This is a genomic window from Nonomuraea sp. NPDC052116 (genome assembly GCF_040680035.1).
GTDB classification, from domain to species: Bacteria; Actinomycetota; Actinomycetes; order Streptosporangiales; family Streptosporangiaceae; genus Nonomuraea; species Nonomuraea angiospora_A.
Map to the genome: position 1 here is coordinate 64,154 of NZ_JBFAWA010000017.1, position 19,379 is coordinate 83,532.

Below are 19,379 nucleotides of genomic sequence, written 5' to 3' on the forward strand. Positions count from 1 at the left end.
AGTGGACAATAACACCACAGACGGTGCCCGGATCATCGCTCCCCGCGCTGGTCAGGCCCCTTGCGGGGGCCTGTCATTGCTGGCGGAGGCTCTGCCAGGCGGCGGCGCCCAGCCCCTTGATCTCCTCTTCCGTGGGCGTGTGGGCGCCCGCGAACCACAGGCGGCACATCTCCTGCGCGGGCCCCAGCCACAGCACGTAGCACATGGTCGGGTGGACGGGCTGGAGCAGGCCGTTCTTCATGTGCGGCCGCCACCAGTCGGAGACCTGGCGGAAGAACCCGCGCCGGGCCTCGGCCACCTCCGCGCCGCCCGGCTCGTGCTTGCGCGGCGGTCGCTCGCTGACCAGCAGCCTGGCCCTCTCCGGGTGCTCGCCGGCCCACCGCATGTGGAAGGCCACGACGGCCTCGATGCCGTCGCGGGCCTCCTCGTGGCTGACCAGCTCGGCGAGGAAGGCCGCCTGGTAGGCGGTCAGGATCTCCGCGTACAGCACGCCGAAGACATGCTCTTTGCTGGCGAAGTGGTGGTAGAAGCTGCCGACGCTGACGCCGCTCTCCTCGCGGAGGCTGGCCAGCGTGGTGGCCGAGACCCCGTCCTGACTGAAGCGGCGGAGGGCACCCTCGATGATGCGGGTACGGCCGTCGCGTCCGTTCTTGGCACTCTTCACGCTGTCAATGGTGTGCCAACAGAACCTTGTTCCGCAAATAGGCCGACTGGATCGATCATAGCGGTCACCTCCACCGATCCGGAAGTCACCTTCATCTCGGCGTCCGGCCAGAGCCGGCGGACGAGTCTCAGGACGCGCCGGTTCTCCCCCAGCACGTCCATGCCCACGGTCCGCGCACCCCGTACGGAGGCCCTGAGCAGCAGCACGTCGATCAGCCTGGGCCCGATCCCCTGACCTTGCCACTGATCGGCCACGACCACGGCGACCTCCACGTCGGCGCAGCCGCCCCTGAAGCTCATGGCGTGGCCGACGATCTCGCCGCTCTCCGTGATCGCGACGAGCGCGTCGCGGCGCTCGTCCAGCGCGAGCAGCGTGCGCACCAGCCCCGCGGCGGGGGTGCTGACGCCGGTGAAGAAGCGGAGCGTCTGCGTGTGGAGCGACAGCCCCGCCAGGAAGCGTCTGATCCGTTCCTCGTCGTCCGGGCGCGCGGGGCGGATCTGGGTTCCCTGCATAGACTCAGCCTGCCCGTGAGCGCTGAGTCTGTCAAATGAACTCAGATATAATGGGGCAATGAACGTTCCCTTCCGGGTGGACAACTGCTCGATCGAGCGCACCCTGGACATCGTCGGGGAGAAGTGGACCTTCCTGGTGCTGCGCGAGGCGTTCAACGGCGTGCGGAGGTTCGCCGACATGCAGGCGATCACCGGCGCCCCCCGCCAGGTGCTCAGCGCCCGGCTCGCCCGGCTGGTCGACGAGGGCCTGCTGCGCAAGGAGCCCTACCGCGAGCCCGGCCAGCGTCAGCGCGACGAATACCGGCTCACGGACAAGGGCCGCGACCTCTATCCCCTCCTGGTCGCGCTCATGCACTGGGGCGACAAATACCTGGCGGACGAGGACGGGCCGGCGGTGCTGCTGACCCACCGCGACTGCGGGGCCCCCATCGAGCAGCATTTCCGGTGCGCGGACGGCCACGACGTGAGCGGGCCGCGCGAGGTGACCCCGGTGCCGGGTTCGGGGGCCCAGCTCAGAAGCGCCTAGGCGCGTGAGGGGGCACCCCCTCCGGTGCCTACCCTTGAAGCGTGTACCGGTTCCTGCTGACGCCCCGATGGCTCGCGCTCCACGTGGTGGTGCTGCTGGTCATCCCCGCTTTCGTGTTCCTCGGGCGGTGGCAGTTCGGGCGCTTCGAGGAGCGCTCGGCCAACAGCGAGCGGGTCACGGCCAACATCGAGGCCGCGCCGGTGCCGCTGGAGCGGCTGGCGGTCCCGGGGCGGCAGGTCCGCGCGGATGACCGGTACCGGAAGGTCACGGTCTCGGGCACGTACGACCCGTCCCACGCCCTCCTCGTACGCCGGCGCCCCCAGGAGGGCCAGAACGGCTTCTACGTCCTGACGCCCCTCGTCACCGGCAACGGCACGGCGGTGATCGTCAACAGGGGCTGGGTCAAGGCGGGCGCCACCGCCGACGCCACGCCCGAGGTGCCCGCTCCGCCCACAGGACAGGTAAATGTCACCGGGCGGCTACGGCTCAGCGAGACCGAGGACTCCAGCGGCATCCGGGAGCGCTCCGGGCTGCCGGCCGGGCAGGTCCTGCTGATCAACGCCGACAAGATCGGCAAGGGGCTGCCGTACCGGCTGGTGGGCGGCTACGTGGAGCTGACCGAGCAGGCGCCCCCGCCCGCCACGGCACCGGCCCCGGTGCCCGAGCCTGACGTGGGCGCGGGCGGCGGCCTCAACCTGGCCTACGGGGTCCAGTGGTGGCTGTTCATCGGCATCGCCCTGGCCGGCTGGGTCCTGCTGATCCGCCGCGAGGTGGCCGAGCGGAAGGCCGGCGATTCGTCCAAGGAGTCTGTCACCGCCGCCAATTAAGGTGTTGAGGGTGATCCGCCACATTGAGTTCGCCAACATCTTCAACTTCCGCGACGTAGGTGGATATGCCGCCCATGACGGGCGCACGGTCCAATGGCAGCGGCTCTATCGGGCCGACGCGCTCGGCTGGCTGGCCGGAGACGATCTCAGGACCTTCCGCGAGCTGCGCGTGCGTACGGTCATCGACCTGCGGCACGCGTACGAGGTCGAGAAGGGGGGCCGCGTCCCGGACGCCGAGGGGCAGAGCTACCAGAACCTGCCCATCGAGGGGCGCCGCTGGGACGTCACGGTCTACGACGAGAAGAGCGGGGTCGGTCGATACCTCGCCGACCGCTACCTGGAGACGACCGAGGACGGCGTCGAGAACCTCAGGACGGCCCTGGAGACGATCGCGCGGGCCGACAACGCCCCTGTGGTGATCCACTGCGCGGCCGGCAAGGACCGCACCGGGGTGCTCGCCGCGCTCGTCCTGTCACTGGTGGGCGTGGGCGAGGACGACATCGTGGCGGACTACGCGCTCACCGGGCTGGCCACCGAGCGGTTCGTCGCCAGCTGGCGCAGCAGGCACCCCGACGCGCCCATGTGGCCGGGGTTCGGCCTGGCGCCCGCGGAGGCCATGCGCCTCTTCCTCGGCGACCTGACGGCGCGGCACGGCTCGATCGAGACGTATGTCACACAAGTCCTGAACATTTCCCCGGCCACCGTTTCCGAATTACGCGGCCACCTGCTGACTGAACCGGACTCCGAGGGGTAGTGGCAGGCCGGGTCCCACCTGCTGCGTCCAGGTGAGGGGCCCATCCCTGGCCTGGGACCGCCCGGCGACCCCCCTCCCGGCGGTCCCGGGTCGAAGATCTCGGATACCCAACGGATACGTCGCAGCTTGTTCGACGTTATCCCGCCGTCGTACGGTTACCTGCGTGACTACGCCGCTGCTCCCCGACCCTGACCCGAGGCGGCGCGACTACGTGATCATCTCCGCCGACGATCACCTGATCGAGCCTCCCGACCTGTTCGAAGGGCGGCTGCCGGAGAAATATGCCGATGTCGCGCCCAAGGTCGTGGATACGGAGGCGGGCCACCAGGTCTGGCGCTACGGCGGGGCGACATACCCGTGCGCCGGCATCGACGTGGGCGCCGGGCTGCCCCGCGAGCAGCGCACGCTCGACCCCATCAGGTTCGAGAACATGCGCCCCGGCTGCCACGACATCGAGGCCCGCGTCGAGGACATGGACCTGGCGGGCATCTGGGCCGCGCTGTGCTTCCCCGGCATGCTGGCCGGGCAGTCCGGCATGCCATTCGCCAGGACCCGCGACCAGGAGCTCGGTCTGGCCCTGGTCAAGGCGTGGAACGACTGGCACATCGACGTCTGGGCCGGCACCTATCCCGAGCGCATCATCGGCCTGCAGCTCCCGTGGCTGCCCGATCCCGACGTGGCCGCCAAGGAGATCCGCGCCAACGCCGCCCGCGGCTTCAAGGCCGTGGTCTTCCCCGAGTTCCCGACCCGGCTGCGGCTGCCGTCGATCCACTCCGGCCACTGGGACCCGTTCTTCGCCGCCTGCGAGGAGACCGGCACGGTGGTCGCCCTGCACACGGGCGACTCGTCGTGGTCCCCGGTGCCCTCGCCCGACACGCCCATCGAGGCCATCACCACGCTGATGCCGACCAGCGCGATGTTCGCCTGCGCCGACTGGCTCTGGTCGGGCGTGCCGCTGCGCTTCCCCTCGCTGCGCCTCCTCATCGTCGAGGGCGGCGTGGGCTGGCTGCCCATGCTGGCCGAGCGCGCCGACTACGCCCTCGACCACCCGGTCGCGAGCGAGGCGTCGTGGGAGGGCGGGCTCAAGCCCAGCGAGGTGCTGCGCCGCAACTTCTTCTTCGGCACGCTCGACGACCACGCGCTGTCCGGCGTGCGGCTCGCGGTCGGGCTCGACCACGTGCTGCAGGAGAGCGGCTACCCGCACTCCGACTCGACCTGGCCCGACACGCAGAAGTCCGTGGCGCGCAATCTCGGAACGCTCCCGCCCGCCGACATCGCCAGGGTCGCCTACGGCAACGCCGCCCGCCTCTTCGGCCACCCGCTGCCCTCACGCGCCTGGCTGCGGATGGAGGAGATCTAGCCCGGATCTAGCCCTCTTCCTCGACCAGCCTGGCCTGGATGACGTTGCGCTCGTGCTCGACGTAGCGGCCGCTCTCACCGAGCAGCGTGGCGGCGAGCCACAGGAACACGCCGAAGTCGTCGACCACGCCGATCATCACCAGGAAGTCGGGCACCGCGTCGACGGGTGACAGGATGTAGACCACGCCGAGCCCGAGCATGGAGAGCTTGCCCTTGCCCATGCCCGCGTACTGTCCGCGCATGACCGCGCCGACCATCCGCGGGATCGCCCGGACCCTGGTCATCAGGCCGGGCGACCCCGGCTTGGTCACGTCGCGGTAAGTCCGCCAGGCCGCCGCTGCCCGTGCTGCCTTCGCCATCATGAGGAACCCCCTACCCCCGGCTTCTCACGACATAACGCGTCGGGACCGCCATGAGTTCCTGGCCTGCTCCCGGAAGGGGCCAGCGCAGCGCAGCGTGCTCGAACGGCCTGGCCCGCTCGATCTGCGACGGCCACCCGGACGAGCAGGTCCTCCCTCCCGGCCGCCACCGCCGTCGCGCACGGCCGAGCCCGCGCTGCAGGGCTCACCCGCCTGCCGCGTCCAGCCTCAGCACGTCGTGCATGGCCCCCTACTGCCCTCGTGGGGCCAGGGCTCGCACGGCCTGCTCTATGGAGATCTCACCGCCCGGGACGGGCGCGAGGACGGGGGTGTCGAGGCCGTTGTCCACGTACTCCTGGATCCTGGCCCGGCAGGTGGCCGCGTCGCCGTGCACGATCAGGGCGTCGACCACCTCGTCGGGGATCGCCTTGAGCGCCGCCTGCCGGTCGCCGGCCTGCCAGGCCTCGTGCATGGGCCGCAGCACCTCGCCCCGGCCCAGCCAGTCGTGGAAGGCGGCGTACACCGGGACGGTCAGGTAGGTGGCCAGCATCCACCTGGCCATCTCACGCACGCGGTCGACGTCCTCGCTGACGCAGACGAACAGGCGCGCGATCAGCTCGGTGCCCTCCCCGATCTCGGCGCGCACCTTGCGCACGTCGTCGGGTGAGAGCCAGTTGGTGATCGCGCCGTCGGCCTCCGCCGCGGCGAGGTGGAGCATCCTGGGCCGCAGCGCAGCCAGCACGATCTTCGGCGGGAGCTCGGGGGCCCGCTCCAGCTTGAACCCCTTGATCTCGAACGTCTCGTACGTCTCCGAAACCTTCTCCCCGGCCAGCGCCTTCTTCAGGAAGCGCAGCGTGTCGCGCGTGCGCGCGTAGGGCTTGTCGAACCGCCCCGCGTTCCACCGCTCGACGATCGCCGGCGACGAGGCGCCGATGCCCAGCACGAACCGCTCGGGCGCCAGGTCGGCCAGCGTGGCCGCGGACATGGCCAGCAGCCCCGGGCCGCGTGTCGAGACGGGCACGATGGCGCTGCCCAGCCTGATCCCCGGCGCCCACTGCGCGGCCATCGCCAGCGGCACGAACCCGTCGGCCCCGTTGACCTCGGCGGACCACGCGTCGGTGTAGCCCAGCTCGGGCAGCTCCGCGATCAGCTCCTGCGACTTCGACAGCGGGCGATCGTAGAAGGGGATGGTCATACCCCAGTTGCGACTCATTCACGGCCTCCAAGCGCGTCCGCAGCGGCCGCTCCACCCTACCAACCGACCGGTATGGCGTCCTAGGCTCGCAACTCGTGGACCGCCGCGATGAAGTCCTTCGTGATCCCCCTCAACCCGGGCAGATGCGACAGCCCGACCAGCCGGTCCACCAGCGGCACCGTCACCTCGATCAGCCGGTACGTACGCGCGCAGCCCGGCGAGGTGTCGTGCACCCAGAACAGCACCATGCCCATGGACAGCAGCCAGAGCAGCTCGGGCAGCTCCTCACGCAGCTCGGCGTTCATGCGGTCCCGCGATCCCTCGACGACCTGGCGGTAGATCTCGATGGAGGCCTCACGGGCCGGGGACGACTGCTTGCTGAACGGGCTCAGCGGATTGGTGGGCTCGGCCGCGTGCTTGAAGAACTTCACGGCGAACTCGTGGTAAGGCTCGGAGACGCGTACCCACTCGCGTAGCACCCCGCTCAACCTGGCCGCGAACGACGTCTCGGTGGCCAGGAACTCCCTGCACGCCTCCTCGTGCTCGGCCTGGGCGCGGTCGTAGTACGCCTGGATCAACGCCTCCTTGCTCTCGAAGTAGTAGTAGGCGTTACCCACGGACACCCCGGCCTCGGCGGCGATGGCACGCATCGTGGTCGCGTCGAAACCGCGCTCCCTGAACAACCGCAATGCCGTCTCGACGATGACGTCTCGGGTGCTCTCCGATCCTCGGTTTCGGGCTTCGGACACGTTCGTCACTTTACGTCGTGATCGGGCGTCGGGCAGAAAACCCGCTCATCAGGCTGCTGTCCCTCTGTTGTGTCTGGTCAGGGCCATAGCAGCAGTCAAATCTAGCAGGTTTTGCAGTCCAAGGTCATGTAGCCGCACGGTGATCACCGCCACAAGGCAAAGTTGCACCTGCGGCATGAGTTATCTCCTGCGAAAGGTGGGATTGTCGTTTCAGGCGGAAGGGCTATTTCCGCGAAAAGGCATCGACATGTGGATACGTGGAACAGTGCGCCTCGCAGTAGTCGCACTCCTCGGCATTGAGATAACCATAATCGCGCTGGCCTCGGCCGCTTCAGCCGCCACCCACCCCGAAGGGTCGGCTGCGCCGGACAGCCAAAAATCGGCCGAGTCCGAGGGCTCGGAGCAGGAGTCCGGGTCGGACCCGGGCCGGACCTGGGCGTTCGATCGGCTCATGGCGGCCGGTGAGGACATCACCGCCACGCCAGGCTGGCCCTTCAGCGACTCGGCCGACGAACAGGAGGGACCGCCCGACGACTGGACGCCGCCCCGCCTGCACGGGCCCGCGCAGCTGACGGTCATCGACCCGCCGGCGATGGCACCGCGATCTCCGGCCACCAGATCCGCCAAGAGCCGCGTACGTGCCAGAGTGGCCCGAATGCCCCGGGTGCGGCCGCGCGCGGCGCTCAGGCGCTCTGAAGTCGATCTGACGCGTGTCCTGCCGCGCTTCGGGGCCATGCACATGTCCCACGGCCTGGCCACCGGCTGGCTGAGGAGCGGGGGCGTGCGGATGAAGTCGACCGGCAACTGCTCCAGCAAGCACGTGCACCACTGCACGTCGCTCGACTCGGTGCGGACCGGGACCATCGCCCGGATGATCGAGCTGAAGCGCGAGAGCGGCTGCCCGATCATGGTGACGGGTGGCACGGAAGCGGGCCACGCGCCCGGGCAGTACAGCCACGGCAACGGCTACAAGCTCGACATCTCTCACAACACCTGCATCGACCGGCACATCACGCGTTACCACGCGAAGGCCGGCGTGCGCAGCGACGGGGCCCGGCTCTACCGTTCCGGCTCAGGCACCGTCTTCGCCGACGAGAGCGACCACTGGGACATCCTCTTCCGGTGACAGAGCCCGGGTGAGGGTACGCCGTGCGGGGAGCGCACGGCGTCACACCACCTGGACAGCCTCGAACGGTGGACGCCGTGCGGAACGCACGGCGTCACACCATCCGGATGAGGTTACAGCTCGCCCGCGACCAGCTCGGCGATCTCCGCCGCGTTGAGCGCCGCGCCCTTGCGCAGGTTGTCACCGCACACGAACAGGTCGAGCGTGTTGGGGAAGTCGATCGCCTGACGGATGCGGCCCACGTAGGTCGGGTCGTTACCCACCACGTCGAGAGGCGTCGGGTAGACCCCGTTGGCCGGGTCGTCCATGAGGACCACCGTCGGCGCCGCCTCCAGGACGCGATGAGCGTCGGCGACCGTGATCTCACGCTCGAACCGCGCGTGCACGGCCAGCGAGTGAGTCGTGATCACCGGCACGCGCACGCAGGTCGAGGAGACCTTGAGGTCGGGGATGCCGAGGATCTTGCGGGACTCGTTGCGGAGCTTGAGCTCCTCGGAGGCCCAGCCGCCGTCCTTGTAGGAGCCGGCCCACGGCACCACGTTGAACGCGATCGGCGCGGGGAACGGCGAGTCGTCGGGCAGCTTGTTGGCCAGCACCTTGCGTACGTCACCGGCCGCCTGGCCGATCGTGCGGTCGCCCGCCAGTGCCTCGATCTCGTCGTAGAGCCGCGCCGAACCCGCCACACCGGCGCCCGACACCGCCTGGTAGGAGGCGACGACCAGCTCCGTGAGCGTGAACTCGGCGTGCAGCGCCCCCATCGCCGCCATCATCGACAGCGTCGTGCAGTTGGGGGTCGAGATGATGTTGCGCGGCCGGCTGCGGGCGTCGAGCGGGTTGACCTCGGGCACGACCAGCGGCACGTCCGGCTCCATCCGGAACGTCCCCGACTTGTCGATCACGATCGCGCCGCGCTCGGCCGCGATCGGCACCCACACCGCCGACACCTCGTCCGGCACGTCGAAGATCGCGATGTCGATGCCGTCGAACACCTCGGGCGCGAGGGCCTGCACCACGACGTCCTCGCCGCGCACCCGAAGCACCTTGCCCGCCGAACGCGGCGAGGCGACGAGACGGATCTCGCCCCAGATGTCCTCACGCGACGACACGATGTCGCGCATGACGGTGCCCACGGCGCCGGTGGCCCCGATCAGGGCAAGTGTAGGCCTGCTCATCGTCCACTACCTCCGTACACCGTGGCTTCGACCTGGTCGGCGTCGAGCGAGAACGCGCGGTGGGCAGCCTGCACGGCCGTGTCGACACCGTCCTGCTCGACGACCACCGAGATGCGGATCTCCGAGGTGGAGATCATCTCGATGTTGACCCCCGCGTCGGCGAGGGCCGCGAAGAACGTCGCCGTGACGCCGGGATGCGAGCGCATGCCCGCGCCGATCAGCGACACCTTCCCGATCTGGTCGTCGAAGAGCAGCGACTCGTAACCGATCTGACCCTGGATCTTCTTCAGCGACGACAGCGCCGTCTGGGCGTCGGCCGTCGGCAGCGTGAAGGAGATGTCCGTGCGGCCCGTGGCCGCGGCCGAGACGTTCTGCACGATCATGTCGATGTTGATCTCGGCGTCGGCCAGCGTTTTGAAGATCGAGGCAGCCTCTCCGACCTTGTCGGGGACCCCGACAACTGTGATCTTGGCCTCGCTCCGGTCGTGTGCGACGCCGGAGATGATCGGCTGCTCCATCTCGGTTCCTTCGGTGTAAGGGTCGGAGACGACCCAGGTGCCTTCCTTGGTGCTGAACGAGCTGCGTACGTGAATCGGCAGGTCGAACCGGCGAGCGTATTCGACGCAGCGCAGATGCAGGATCTTCGCGCCGCACGCGGCCATCTCCATCATCTCGTCGTACGAGATCCTGGGGATCTGCCGCGCCGCCGGCACGATGCGGGGGTCGGCGGTGAACACGCCGTCGACGTCGGTGTAGATCTCGCACACGTCGGCCTGCAGGGCCGCCGCCAGCGCCACCGCCGTGGTGTCGGACCCGCCGCGGCCCAGCGTGGTGATGTCCTTGGTGTCCTGCGAGACGCCCTGGAAGCCGGCCACGATCGCGATGTTGCCCAGGTCGATCGCCTCACGGATGCGGCTGGGCGTCACGTCGATGATGCGCGCCTTGCCGTGGATGGAGTCGGTGATCACACCTGCCTGCGAGCCGGTGAACGAACGGGCCTCGTGGCCGAGGTTGGCGATCGCCATCGCCAGCAGGGCCATCGAGATGCGCTCGCCCGAGGTCAGCAGCATGTCGAGCTCGCGGCCCGGGGGCAGCGGCGACACCTGCTCGGCCAGGTCGAGCAGCTCGTCCGTCGTGTCGCCCATGGCGGAGACGATCACGACCACGTCGTTGCCGGCTTTTTTCGTCGCGACGATCCGCTGCGCGACCCGCTTGATGCAGGACGCGTCGGCGACGGACGAACCACCGTACTTTTGCACAACGAGCGCCACGAGAGTCTCCCGGTTTGGACTGTGAGCTGCCAGTCTACTGGGGGCTTCTCATGAACCCGATGGGCTGTACCACTATCTGGACGATCAGACGGTCGTCTCCTCGGCGACGTCCAGACGCGAGTGCGCGGCCAGGGCCTGGAGGGCGCGCATCGCGGCGCCCGCGTGGTTGCCCCAGGTGTTGAAGTAGGAGTACTGCCACCACCAGAGCGCCTCATGGGGCCGCCCCGCGTGGTAGTGGCGCAGGCCGTGGATGAGATCGGCGGCGACCGCGGTCAGGTCGTCCGAGAGCCGGTAGGGCGTGACGCCGGTGTCCTTGTATGGGTCGAACACCTCGGCGTAGTCGTCGACCGGCCGCAGCCGCTCGGCCAGCGCGGTGCGGACGCCGTCGATGTCGGGGTCCTCGCTCATGGCCGGCTCGTAGTTGCCCGCGAGAATCACGTCGCGGTTGGCCCCGAGCTTGGCGCCGGCCAGGCTGACCTGCGCGACCTCCACCAGCAGCAGCGACCAGATGGCGTCGCCGCCCTCGCCGCCGGCGACCCTGGTCAGGCCGTCGACGTAGTCCTGCGCGTGCCCGGAGATCTCTTCGGCCAGCGCGTTCCACTGGTCAGACATCCAGCAGCCTCCGTCCTTCGAAAGCGCGGCCCAAGGTCACCTCGTCGGCGTACTCGAGGTCACCGCCCACAGGCAGACCGCTGGCCAGTCGTGTCACTTTGATGCCCATCGGCTTGACCAGACGGGCGAGGTAGGTAGCCGTCGCCTCGCCCTCGAGGTTGGGATCGGTGGCGAGGATGAGCTCGGTGACCCGACCATCCGCCAGACGTGTCATGAGCTCGCGGATGCGCAGGTCGTCGGGGCCGACACCGTCGATCGGGCTGATCGCGCCGCCGAGCACGTGGTACGTGCCACGGAACTCGCGCGTCTTCTCGATCGCGACGACGTCCTTCGACTCCTCCACCACACATATCACGTGGGTGTCGCGGCGCGGGTCACGACAGATCCGACACTCCTCTTCGGAGGCCACGTTTCCGCAGACGCGGCAGAAACGGACCTTCTCCTTGACCTCCAGCAGCGCGTGCGCGAGCCGCTTGACGTCGGCCGGATCGGCCGCCAGCAGGTGGAACGCGATCCGCTGCGCGCTCTTGGGACCGACGCCGGGCAGCAGGCCCAGCTCGTCGATCAGGTTCTGGACGACCCCCTCGTACATGCCTAGAACCCTGGCAACTGTCCGAGGCCGCCGCCACCCAGCCCCTGGGCCAGCGGGCCGAGCTTCTCCTGCTGCAGATCGGCCGCGGCGCGGACGGCGTCGCGGACGGCCGCGATCACCAGGTCGGCGATCGTGTCCGCGGTGTCCTGCGCGTCCCCGGCGTCGATCACGCTCGGGTCGATCCTGAGCTCCAGCAGCTCACCTGAGCCGTTGACCACGGCCGTGACAAGGCCACCGCCCGATGAGCCCTCGATCTGCGCGTCGTTGAGCTCCTGCTGGGCGCTCACAAGCTGCTGCTGCATGAGCTGGGCCTGCTCCAGCAGCTGCTGCAGGTTGACATCCCCTGGGTTCACCGTCGTGCGCTCCTCGTGGCTCCGGTTCTTGACTGCCACGAGCCTACGGGGTTTGGGCGTCGTCCTGTACTGGTGCAGCCCTACCTGGGATGTTTTTTGGCCGGATCTCGGCCCCCCTCCAGCGTCCGAGACCCGGCCACCACGTCGGCGGAGCGGCCGCACCACGCCGACGCGTTGCCACAAGAAGTTAGCGACCCTGACGTTGCACACACGTTGCGTTCATTCAATCACCCTGTGCAATCCCCCCTTAGGGGTTGCGCGGACCGCCCGCAGGACGGATGCTCTTTGTTGACTACTTGGAGTGACCGATGAGTTACGCAGACCTCGACGCGTACTCGCGCCTGCTACGCGGAGCGCACGAAGCGGCGGCGGCCGGCCGCGTGCCTCCGGAGCCGCCCCGCCGCCTGATCACCGCCTCCTGGGAGCGGTCGCTGGAGGCCGGGATCGACCCGGAGGGCAAGAGCGCGCCCCTGGTCTACGACCTTTCCCACATCAAGGACGTCCGCCAGGCGCACCCGTTGCAGCCGTTGCTGCCCCTCATCGCCCAGACGCTGTCCAGCCTGGCCGACGAGGTCCTGATCGTCACCGACGGCGGCGGACGGGTGCTGTGGCGCGAGGGCAACCACGCGATCATGCGCCGGGCAGACCAGATCGGTCTGGCCGACGGGCACCAGTGGGCCGAGGGCACGGTCGGCACCAACGGCATCGGCACCGCGCTCGAAGCGGGCCGGCCCGTGCACGTCTACTCGGAGGAGCACCTCATGCGGGTGCTGCACATCTGGTCGTGCAGCGCCGCCCCGATCACCGACCCGGACTCGGGCCAGATCGTCGGCTGCGTCGACGTCAGCGGCACCTCGCGCAGCCTGCACCCCGCGACCGTCGCGCTGGTCGCGGCCACGGCCAAGCTCACCGAGACCCAGCTCGCGCTGCGCATGTACGAACGCGACGAGCGCCTGCGCCGCCGCTTCGAGTCCCTGCGCGGGCGGCACGGGGTCCTGCTGTCTGCCACCGGTCGCGTGCTCTCCGGCGACCCGGCCGGCTCCCTGGGCGAGCGCATCCGCCTGTCCGGCCGACGGGTGATACTCCAGGACGGTTCCGCCGCCGTGCTGGAGCCGTTCTCCGACGGCTTCCTCCTGCGTCTCACGCCGTCCGCGGCGCCTCCCACGCTCGTCCTGTCCTTCCTCGGCGAGGGGCAGCCGGTAGCCACGTTCGGCGAGCTCGACCGGCCGCTCTCGCTCCGGCACGCCGAGATCCTGGCCCTGCTCGCGCTGCATCCGCACGGGCTGACGGCCGAGCAGCTCTCGTTCCACCTCTACGGCGACGACGGCAACCCGGTGACCATCAGGGCGGAGATCCACCGGCTGCGGGCCCAGCTCGGGGAGGCCATCGCGGCCAAGCCGTACCGGCTGACCTGCCCGTTGGAGGCCGACTTCCTGGAGGTACGCCGCCACCTGTCGGCCAACGACTCCCGCGCGCTGGCTTGCGCGTACCGGGGCCCGCTGCTGCTCCGCTCGGAGTCGCCGGAGATCCGCCGCGAGCGGGACGAGCTGGAGGCGCAGGTACGCGTGTGCCTGCTGCGGCACGGGTCGCCGGACGAGCTGTGGACGTACGCGCAGACCTGCAGCGGCCGGGACGACTACGAGGTCCTGGAGCGCCTGGCCGCCCTTCCCTCCACCGACCCCCGCTCCGCGGCCGCCCGCTCCCGGCTCTGCCCCTGACGCTCAGACGCTGCCTCAGGCGTGGTCTTCCGGCACGGCCCTCGGTGTGGTCTCAGGCACGGCCTTCAGCGCGGCCTTCAGTGCGGTCTCAGGCACGATCTCCGGCACGGCCTTCACCGTGGCCTCAGGCGCGGCCTTCGGTGCGGTCTCAGCTGTGGTCGATCTCGCCGATCACCCGGGCGCCGAGCTCACGCTCCAGCAGGGCCATACCGGAGACCGCGTCCACGTCGGCGTCGACGTCGTTCAGAGGGTCGACGTCGTCCGACTCCGGGCCCTTGTTGCGGGTGGGGACGCTCTCCGGCCAGGCCGCGGCGCTGCCACGGGCGGCCGGAACGCGCGGACCCGCCTGGGCCGCGGCCCGCGCCGCCGACTTCGCGGCGGCCATCCCGTTGCCGACCGCGACGACGGAGACGGTGTTCGTGGGGTCGGGGGCCGGCGGTGAGCCGGGGCTGAGGTCGTCGGGGGCGTCGGGCCAGGACTCGTCCGTGGTCTGACGTCCGGTGGACCCGGCCGCGGGGTGGCCTGGGCCGGCCTCCTGGGCGTCCCCGTCCTCGTGGGACCCGCCGTGGGAGGCCGTACGCCCCTGGGAAACGTGAGCCCCCGGCTGGGCGCCCGCCCCGCCCTGGGCACCGGAGGCGCCGGTGGGTCCGGGCACGCCGGAGGGGGCGGAAGGCGGACCGGCCGAGCCGGAGGCGGCGTGCGGACCGGTCGAGCCGGCGGGGGCGGCGTGCGGGCCGGCCGAACCGGGCGCCGCGCCGTGACCTCCCGCCGGGCCGTGACCTCCCGCCGGGCCGCTGTGCGCGGGCGGGCGGGGAGCGCCCCGGGACGCGGAGCCGCCGCCGGGGGCCGGGGAGCCGCCGACGACCGCCTCGACGCGCCACGTGCCGCCGAGCACGTCGCCGAGCGCACCGGCCACGACGGCGTCCTTGCCGCCGCCCGTGAAGTTCTTCATCGCGCCGACCTGGGTGAAGCCCAGTGTGACGATGTTGCCTTCCACACCCACGACCTGGGCGTTGGTGCTCACGTTCGCCCAGACGACGATGCTGCGCTGCTTGAGCGAGGCCAGCACGGCGGCCCACTGCGCCTGTAGGGCTCCCGCCCCACTCCCGGTGGGAGCGCCGCCACCGGGCTGGCCGCCGCCGGCCGCCTGGGGCGCGCCGCCTGCCGCTGGGGCCGCCTGTGGCACGGAAGGCGAACCGGGACGAGCCGGCTCAGGCCAGTCGTCACCCCCTGCCGCACCGGAACCGACTGCAGCCGGACCCTGGCCACCCACCGCCGCTTCACCCGCGCTCCCAGCACCCGCCGGGGCCGGCACGCCACTCTGCCCGGACGAGACGCCCGGTCGAGGGATGGACACCGAACCGGGATCGGCCGTACCGGCTGGACCAGAAACGGGCGGGGCGGAGACAGGCGGGACAGAAGCCACGGAAGGGACGGGTGGGGCGGCGACCCTGGCGGCGGCCATCTGAGCGACAGCCCCACCACGCTCCAGCCGCTCGAGACGGGCGAGCAACGCCTCCTCACCCTGCGCGGCCCCCGGAAGCAGGACGCGCGCGCACATCAGCTCCAGCAGCAGCCGAGGCGAGGTGGCCCCGCGCATCTCGGTGAGACCGGCGTTGAAGACCTCGGCCGCGCGGGTGAGCTCCGCCGGGCCCATCGAAGCGGCCTGCTGAACCAGGCGCTCCAACTCATCGGCGGGCCGGTCGAGCAGCCCGCTCGACGCCGCCTCGGGGACGTTCGCCAGGATGACCAGGTCACGGAAGCGTTCGAGCAGGTCGGAGGCGAAGCGGCGGGGGTCGTGGCCGCCCTCGATCACCCGGTTGACCGCGTGGAACACCTGCCCGCCGGCACGCGCCGCGAACGCGTTGACGACCTCGTCGAGCAGGTCGCCGTCGGTGTAGCCGAGCAGGGAGACGGCCTTGGCATAGGTGATGCCGTCCTCCTCGGCCCCGGCGAGGAGCTGGTCGAGGATCGACAGCGAGTCACGCGCCGAGCCCGCGCCCGCCCGTACGACCAGAGGCAGCGCGGTGGGCTCGAAGGGCACGCTCTCGGAGTTGAGGATCTCCTCCAGCAGCGCGCGGAGCGTCGCGGGCGGCATCAGCCTGAACGGGTAGTGGTGGGTACGCGACTTGATCGTGCCGATGACCTTTTCCGGCTCGGTCGTCGCGAAGATGAACTTCAGGTGCGGCGGGGGCTCCTCGACGAGCTTGAGCAGCGCGTTGAAACCCTCCCGGGTCACCATGTGCGCCTCGTCGATGATGTAGATCTTGTAGCGCGCGGAGACGGGGGCGAAGAACGCCCGCTCACGCAGGTCGCGCGCGTCGTCCACGCCACCGTGCGAGGCGGCGTCGATCTCGATGACGTCGAGGTGGCCAGGACCGGTGGGGGCGAGCGCGACACACGACTCGCAGACACCGCACGGGTCAGGCGTCGGCCCCTGCTCGCAGTTGAGAGAGCGCGCCAGGATGCGCGCGCTGGAGGTCTTGCCACACCCGCGGGGGCCGCTGAACAGGTAGGCGTGGTTGATCCGCCTCGTACGCAACGCCTGCCGCAGCGGGTCTGTGACGTGCTCCTGACCCTTGACCTCGGCGAACGTCCCGGGCCGGTACTTGCGGTAAAGCGCAAGGCTCATGCGACCATCCCGCCTGCGAGGGGGCTCTCAACGAAGAGACCCCTCGCACACCCGCCAGAGCCCGCTTATCCTTGCTGCCTTCCGGCCCTGGGGAGGTTCACAGGATGACGCCGCGCGAGGGGTCCCTGCACAGTCTAGCCGGATGACGCAGTGCTCGCTCCACACCGGAAAAGGTGGTCTGCACACGCCCAGAAGTCCGGTAAGCTCGTCGGCGGAGGATTCGCCTAGTGGCCGAGGGCGCACGCTTGGAAAGCGTGTATAGGGCAACCTATCAGGGGTTCAAATCCCCTATCCTCCGCGCCTGGTTGAGGCAGTAAACGCGAAGGGGCCGACCCCATCCAAGTCGGCCCCTTTCGCTATGTCGGGTCTCAGTTTGGGTCTCACTTGGGTTCCCCTGGCCACAAGCAGCGCCCACTCGCGCCCCTACGCGACGAGTCGCCAGGAGCCAACGAAACCCAAGCGTCCAGTCTCTCGGCGTTGCATCCTGGATGCGTGCAGAGGTCCACAGATTCAGTCAACTCGTGGCCAGAGCGTCGTCCTCGCCTCAGGCTCGCTCGAATCGGCCTTGTGATCGCTCTGGCCTTGACGGGCTCCATCTTGCTGGCATCGGCAGCTCTCGTGATCGCCCTCTGGCTGATCGGCTTCCCAGCACTTAGCCCACCTACCAGCGGCCTGTCCCTGACCGTCCTCCTGGACCTGGTGAAGATCTCCTTCGGCGTGACTGCCGGTGCGGGCGCCGTCATAGCAGTGATCGTGGCTTACCGTCGACAGAAGGTTGTCGAGGCTGCCGAATTGCGTGCAGAAGCTACCGAGCAGCGAGAAGTTACAAAGCTATTCAACGAACGCTACTCCTCAGCGGGAGAGATGCTAGGCCACGATTCTCCTGCCGTGCGACTAGCAGCGATCCAAGCCCTGGCTGCCCTCGCAGACGACGCACCTACGCACCAATTAAGGCAGATGGTTATCGATGTCCTATGCGCTTATCTGCGGATGCCGCAATGGACTTCCGAAACCAAAGACATCCCTCAAGCCGACCGAATATTCATCGAGGGACACCGCGAGGTCCGACACGCCATCATCCGCGCTATTGCTAGCCGCCTCCAAGAAGGCACTGCCGTGTCCTGGAAGGGTCATGATCTAGATCTCACACGCGTAGTCTTCGACGGCGGCGATTTCTCGGGGGCTGTCTTCTCGGCAAGGAGCATCAACTTCAGTGGCGCAATGTTCACCGCTGGACGAACGTCGTTCGCTAGGGCCAGATTTGCGTCAGGCAACGTAGGCTTCAACCAAGCGAAGTTCTCTGGCGGCGAGGTTGAGTTTACGGGAGCAGAGTTTGAAGACTGCAACCTATGGTTTCACGGCGCCAGCTTCGAGGGCGCTAAGGTTTACTTCAATGGGGCAAAATTTAGAGGAGGCATAACCTATTTCAACTTCGCGAGGTTCATCAGCGGGTCCGTGAATTTTCAGTGGGCAGAGCTTAGCGGAGGCGTAATAGACTTCCATTTCGCCGAGTTCCAGGGTTCAAGTATCACTCTGGATGACGCCAAATTCATGGGCGCAAAGGTAACCTTTCTCGGCGCAAAAGATTGGTCAACGCCGCCGAGCTTCCCAAAACACGGCACAGTTGGACTAATCCTCCCTAAAGGTTTCCCGGATTCGTCGTCCGATCTGAAGGAAGGCAGCGGGTAGAGCCTATGCGCTGCAGCCCCGCCCGCTGCCCTACTTCTTGTTCCGGGAATGCCTTAGCTTTCGGCTTCGTGCCACAGCAGGCCGTCAACCTGCTGGGCCACAGTTTGTCGGATGACGTCTGTGACATGCTGATACCGATGCGCCATCCCCGAACTTGACCAGCCCATGATTGCCATCACGGTTCGCTCGGGGACTCCCAGGATCAGGAGCACTGTCGCTGCGGTGTGTCGCGCGTCGTGCAGACGGCCGTCTCTAAGCCCAGCGGTGGCGAGCAGGGCTTTCCACTCGTGATAATCGCTGTACGGGCTGACCGGTGCCCCGGTCGAGGTGGTGAAGACCCAGTCTCCCTCTTGCCAGAGCTGGCGCGCCTTAGCGAGCTCCGCTTGCTGTTCCTCGCGGTGCTTGCGCAAGAGGGCCACGAGTTGTGCGGGGAGACCGATAGTTCGACGTCCTGCACGGGACTTGGTCGCGGCTGTCAAGTCGCGCACCTGCAGGCGCTTAGGGCAGTAGCCCGGCTTGCGTCCGCAGGTGCCGTCACATCCGTGCTCGTATCGGGGACGTTGACGGCCACGCCGCACTCGTAGCGTTCCCTTGTCGAGGTCTACGTCCGCCCACTGCAATCCGAGCGCCTCGCCTTGGCGTAGCCCGAGGGCCAGCGCGACGGCCCAGCGGGCACTATTGCGAGGTAGGGTGTCGGCCGCCTTCATGAGGCGCTTCACCTCATCGATCTCGTATGGCTCTATCTCCTCCTCTGCCAGCGTCGGAGCCTTCGCCAAGGTCGCGGGGTTGGTGGAGAGGTAGCGGCGACGTACGGCTACGTTGAGCGCCGCACGGATGGTGCGGTGCACGTGATGCGCCGTACCGGCAGATTTCCCGGACGCCTGGATCTTGGCGTAGAGCTTCTCCAGGTGCTCGGGCGTGAGTTTGTCGAGGTGATGGGCGCCGATGCCAGGAATGAGGTGCGTCACCACATCGACCTTGTAGCCGGAGTGCGTGTTTTCCCGGATGGCAGGTGGGACCGCGACGTTCTCGATCCAGTGAGTCAGCCACTTCGCAACCGTCCACCGCTGGCCGGCCTTGCGGACGTTCCCGCCGTCCCGCTGACGCTCCAGCTCACGCACGGCCTTGATGACCTCGGTTGGTGTCTTGCGCTTCACGTGCCGGCGGTCGGGCGTGCCGTCGTCCTTGACGCCCACTGTCACCCGGCCGTGCCACTTGCCGTCGCCGCCGAGGTAGACGGTCGATGCGCCGTTGGGCCTGCGTCCCATG

Annotated in this window: 19 protein-coding genes, 1 tRNA gene and 1 other RNA gene; 8 read left to right on the forward strand and 13 right to left on the reverse strand. The window is 69.0% G+C overall.

From position 1 onward, the window contains the following. Positions 1 to 73: 73 nt before the first annotated feature. Positions 74 to 664, reverse strand: a complete 591-nt coding sequence (locus AB0L65_RS30125) for a TetR/AcrR family transcriptional regulator (protein ID WP_363978970.1) — start codon at positions 662 to 664, stop codon at positions 74 to 76. Continuing rightward, complete coding sequence (locus AB0L65_RS30130) at positions 661 to 1,176, reverse strand: GNAT family N-acetyltransferase (RefSeq protein WP_364251790.1); 516 nt, start codon at positions 1,174 to 1,176, stop codon at positions 661 to 663. The genes AB0L65_RS30125 and AB0L65_RS30130 overlap by 4 nt, the downstream gene beginning before the upstream one ends. 58 nt (positions 1,177 to 1,234) lie before the next feature. Here AB0L65_RS30130 and AB0L65_RS30135 point away from each other — a divergent pair, with 58 nt between their 5' ends. From AB0L65_RS30135 to AB0L65_RS30150, 4 genes are all read left to right on the forward strand, one after another. Further along, entirely contained in the window at positions 1,235 to 1,702 is a 468-nt protein-coding gene (locus tag AB0L65_RS30135) for a helix-turn-helix domain-containing protein (protein WP_364251793.1), read from the forward strand. Positions 1,703 to 1,743: 41 nt separating this feature from the next. Further along, positions 1,744 to 2,529: an SURF1 family protein gene (locus AB0L65_RS30140; protein WP_364251796.1), complete on the forward strand. Its 786-nt coding sequence runs from the start codon at positions 1,744 to 1,746 to the stop codon at positions 2,527 to 2,529. 10 nt (positions 2,530 to 2,539) lie between these two features. After that, positions 2,540 to 3,283: a tyrosine-protein phosphatase gene (locus AB0L65_RS30145; protein ID WP_364251799.1), complete on the forward strand. Its 744-nt coding sequence runs from the start codon at positions 2,540 to 2,542 to the stop codon at positions 3,281 to 3,283. A 163-nt stretch (positions 3,284 to 3,446) separates the two neighbouring features. Continuing rightward, entirely contained in the window at positions 3,447 to 4,643 is a 1,197-nt protein-coding gene (locus AB0L65_RS30150; protein WP_350724068.1) for an amidohydrolase family protein, read from the forward strand. A 7-nt stretch (positions 4,644 to 4,650) separates the two neighbouring features. Here the strand turns inward: AB0L65_RS30150 and AB0L65_RS30155 are convergent, their stop codons facing one another. The 3 genes from AB0L65_RS30155 to AB0L65_RS30165 form a co-directional block, all read right to left on the reverse strand. Then, entirely contained in the window at positions 4,651 to 5,004 is a 354-nt protein-coding gene (locus tag AB0L65_RS30155) for a YkvA family protein (RefSeq protein WP_364251802.1), read from the reverse strand. A gap of 247 nt (positions 5,005 to 5,251) precedes the next feature. Continuing rightward, positions 5,252 to 6,214: an LLM class F420-dependent oxidoreductase gene (locus AB0L65_RS30160; protein ID WP_364251805.1), complete on the reverse strand. Its 963-nt coding sequence runs from the start codon at positions 6,212 to 6,214 to the stop codon at positions 5,252 to 5,254. A 62-nt stretch (positions 6,215 to 6,276) separates the two neighbouring features. Further along, positions 6,277 to 6,945, reverse strand: coding sequence for a TetR family transcriptional regulator (locus AB0L65_RS30165; protein WP_350724074.1), 669 nt, complete (start codon positions 6,943 to 6,945; stop codon positions 6,277 to 6,279). A gap of 451 nt (positions 6,946 to 7,396) precedes the next feature. Between AB0L65_RS30165 and AB0L65_RS30170 the strand changes: the two genes are divergently transcribed. Further along, entirely contained in the window at positions 7,397 to 8,071 is a 675-nt protein-coding gene (locus AB0L65_RS30170; protein ID WP_364251808.1) for a hypothetical protein, read from the forward strand. A gap of 113 nt (positions 8,072 to 8,184) precedes the next feature. Here the strand turns inward: AB0L65_RS30170 and AB0L65_RS30175 are convergent, their stop codons facing one another. The 5 genes from AB0L65_RS30175 to AB0L65_RS30195 all read right to left on the reverse strand — a co-directional run bounded on the left by AB0L65_RS30175 (position 8,185) and on the right by AB0L65_RS30195 (position 12,071). Next, positions 8,185 to 9,243 (reverse strand): aspartate-semialdehyde dehydrogenase, encoded by a 1,059-nt coding sequence (locus AB0L65_RS30175; RefSeq protein ID WP_364251811.1) that lies wholly within the window; start codon positions 9,241 to 9,243, stop codon positions 8,185 to 8,187. Next, positions 9,240 to 10,514 carry an aspartate kinase gene (locus AB0L65_RS30180; RefSeq protein ID WP_364251814.1) on the reverse strand — a complete coding sequence of 425 codons (1,275 nt, stop codon included), beginning with the start codon at positions 10,512 to 10,514 and terminating at the stop codon, positions 9,240 to 9,242. The genes AB0L65_RS30175 and AB0L65_RS30180 overlap by 4 nt, the downstream gene beginning before the upstream one ends. 84 nt (positions 10,515 to 10,598) lie before the next feature. Further along, positions 10,599 to 11,126, reverse strand: a complete 528-nt coding sequence (locus tag AB0L65_RS30185; RefSeq protein ID WP_350724082.1) for a DUF5063 domain-containing protein — start codon at positions 11,124 to 11,126, stop codon at positions 10,599 to 10,601. Next, complete coding sequence (gene recR, locus AB0L65_RS30190; protein WP_103957155.1) at positions 11,119 to 11,718, reverse strand: recombination mediator RecR; 600 nt, start codon at positions 11,716 to 11,718, stop codon at positions 11,119 to 11,121. The genes AB0L65_RS30185 and recR overlap by 8 nt, the downstream gene beginning before the upstream one ends. Before the next feature lie 2 nt (positions 11,719 to 11,720). Then, positions 11,721 to 12,071 carry a YbaB/EbfC family nucleoid-associated protein gene (locus tag AB0L65_RS30195; protein ID WP_350724084.1) on the reverse strand — a complete coding sequence of 117 codons (351 nt, stop codon included), beginning with the start codon at positions 12,069 to 12,071 and terminating at the stop codon, positions 11,721 to 11,723. A 308-nt stretch (positions 12,072 to 12,379) separates the two neighbouring features. Here AB0L65_RS30195 and AB0L65_RS30200 point away from each other — a divergent pair, with 308 nt between their 5' ends. Next, positions 12,380 to 13,789, forward strand: coding sequence for a GAF domain-containing protein (locus tag AB0L65_RS30200; RefSeq protein ID WP_364251817.1), 1,410 nt, complete (start codon positions 12,380 to 12,382; stop codon positions 13,787 to 13,789). Positions 13,790 to 13,937: 148 nt separating this feature from the next. Here AB0L65_RS30200 and AB0L65_RS30205 read toward each other — a convergent pair whose 3' ends face one another. Next, entirely contained in the window at positions 13,938 to 16,421 is a 2,484-nt protein-coding gene (locus tag AB0L65_RS30205; protein ID WP_364251820.1) for a DNA polymerase III subunit gamma and tau, read from the reverse strand. A 31-nt stretch (positions 16,422 to 16,452) separates the two neighbouring features. Next, positions 16,453 to 16,548, reverse strand: an RNA gene (ffs, locus tag AB0L65_RS30210) — signal recognition particle sRNA small type. An 86-nt stretch (positions 16,549 to 16,634) separates the two neighbouring features. Between ffs and AB0L65_RS30215 the strand changes: the two genes are divergently transcribed. Beyond that, positions 16,635 to 16,719 (forward strand) — tRNA-Ser (locus AB0L65_RS30215). Positions 16,720 to 16,988: 269 nt separating this feature from the next. Continuing rightward, a complete protein-coding gene (locus tag AB0L65_RS30220; protein ID WP_364251823.1) occupies positions 16,989 to 18,110 on the forward strand; it encodes a hypothetical protein in 1,122 nt (373 codons plus the stop codon). A 53-nt stretch (positions 18,111 to 18,163) separates the two neighbouring features. On the opposite strand, the gene AB0L65_RS30225 is transcribed toward AB0L65_RS30220, so the two are convergent. Continuing rightward, positions 18,164 to 19,378: a site-specific integrase gene (locus AB0L65_RS30225; protein ID WP_364251826.1), complete on the reverse strand. Its 1,215-nt coding sequence runs from the start codon at positions 19,376 to 19,378 to the stop codon at positions 18,164 to 18,166. Between the last annotated feature and the right edge of the window lies 1 nt (position 19,379).

Excerpts from the sequence above, each read along its gene's own strand:
- AB0L65_RS30160 (WP_364251805.1), bottom strand. The coding sequence starts at position 6,214 with ATGAGTCGCAACTGGGGTATGACCATCCCCTTCTACGATCGCCCGCTG.
- AB0L65_RS30170 (WP_364251808.1), top strand. The coding sequence starts at position 7,397 with ATGGCGGCCGGTGAGGACATCACCGCCACGCCAGGCTGGCCCTTCAGC.
- recR (WP_103957155.1), bottom strand. The coding sequence starts at position 11,718 with ATGTACGAGGGGGTCGTCCAGAACCTGATCGACGAGCTGGGCCTGCTG.
- AB0L65_RS30135 (WP_364251793.1), top strand. The coding sequence starts at position 1,235 with ATGAACGTTCCCTTCCGGGTGGACAACTGCTCGATCGAGCGCACCCTG.
- AB0L65_RS30130 (WP_364251790.1), bottom strand. The coding sequence starts at position 1,176 with ATGCAGGGAACCCAGATCCGCCCCGCGCGCCCGGACGACGAGGAACGG.
- AB0L65_RS30225 (WP_364251826.1), bottom strand. The coding sequence starts at position 19,378 with ATGGGACGCAGGCCCAACGGCGCATCGACCGTCTACCTCGGCGGCGAC.
- AB0L65_RS30205 (WP_364251820.1), bottom strand. The coding sequence starts at position 16,421 with ATGAGCCTTGCGCTTTACCGCAAGTACCGGCCCGGGACGTTCGCCGAG.
- AB0L65_RS30200 (WP_364251817.1), top strand. The coding sequence starts at position 12,380 with ATGAGTTACGCAGACCTCGACGCGTACTCGCGCCTGCTACGCGGAGCG.
- AB0L65_RS30185 (WP_350724082.1), bottom strand. The coding sequence starts at position 11,126 with ATGTCTGACCAGTGGAACGCGCTGGCCGAAGAGATCTCCGGGCACGCG.
- AB0L65_RS30175 (WP_364251811.1), bottom strand. The coding sequence starts at position 9,243 with ATGAGCAGGCCTACACTTGCCCTGATCGGGGCCACCGGCGCCGTGGGC.
- AB0L65_RS30155 (WP_364251802.1), bottom strand. The coding sequence starts at position 5,004 with ATGATGGCGAAGGCAGCACGGGCAGCGGCGGCCTGGCGGACTTACCGC.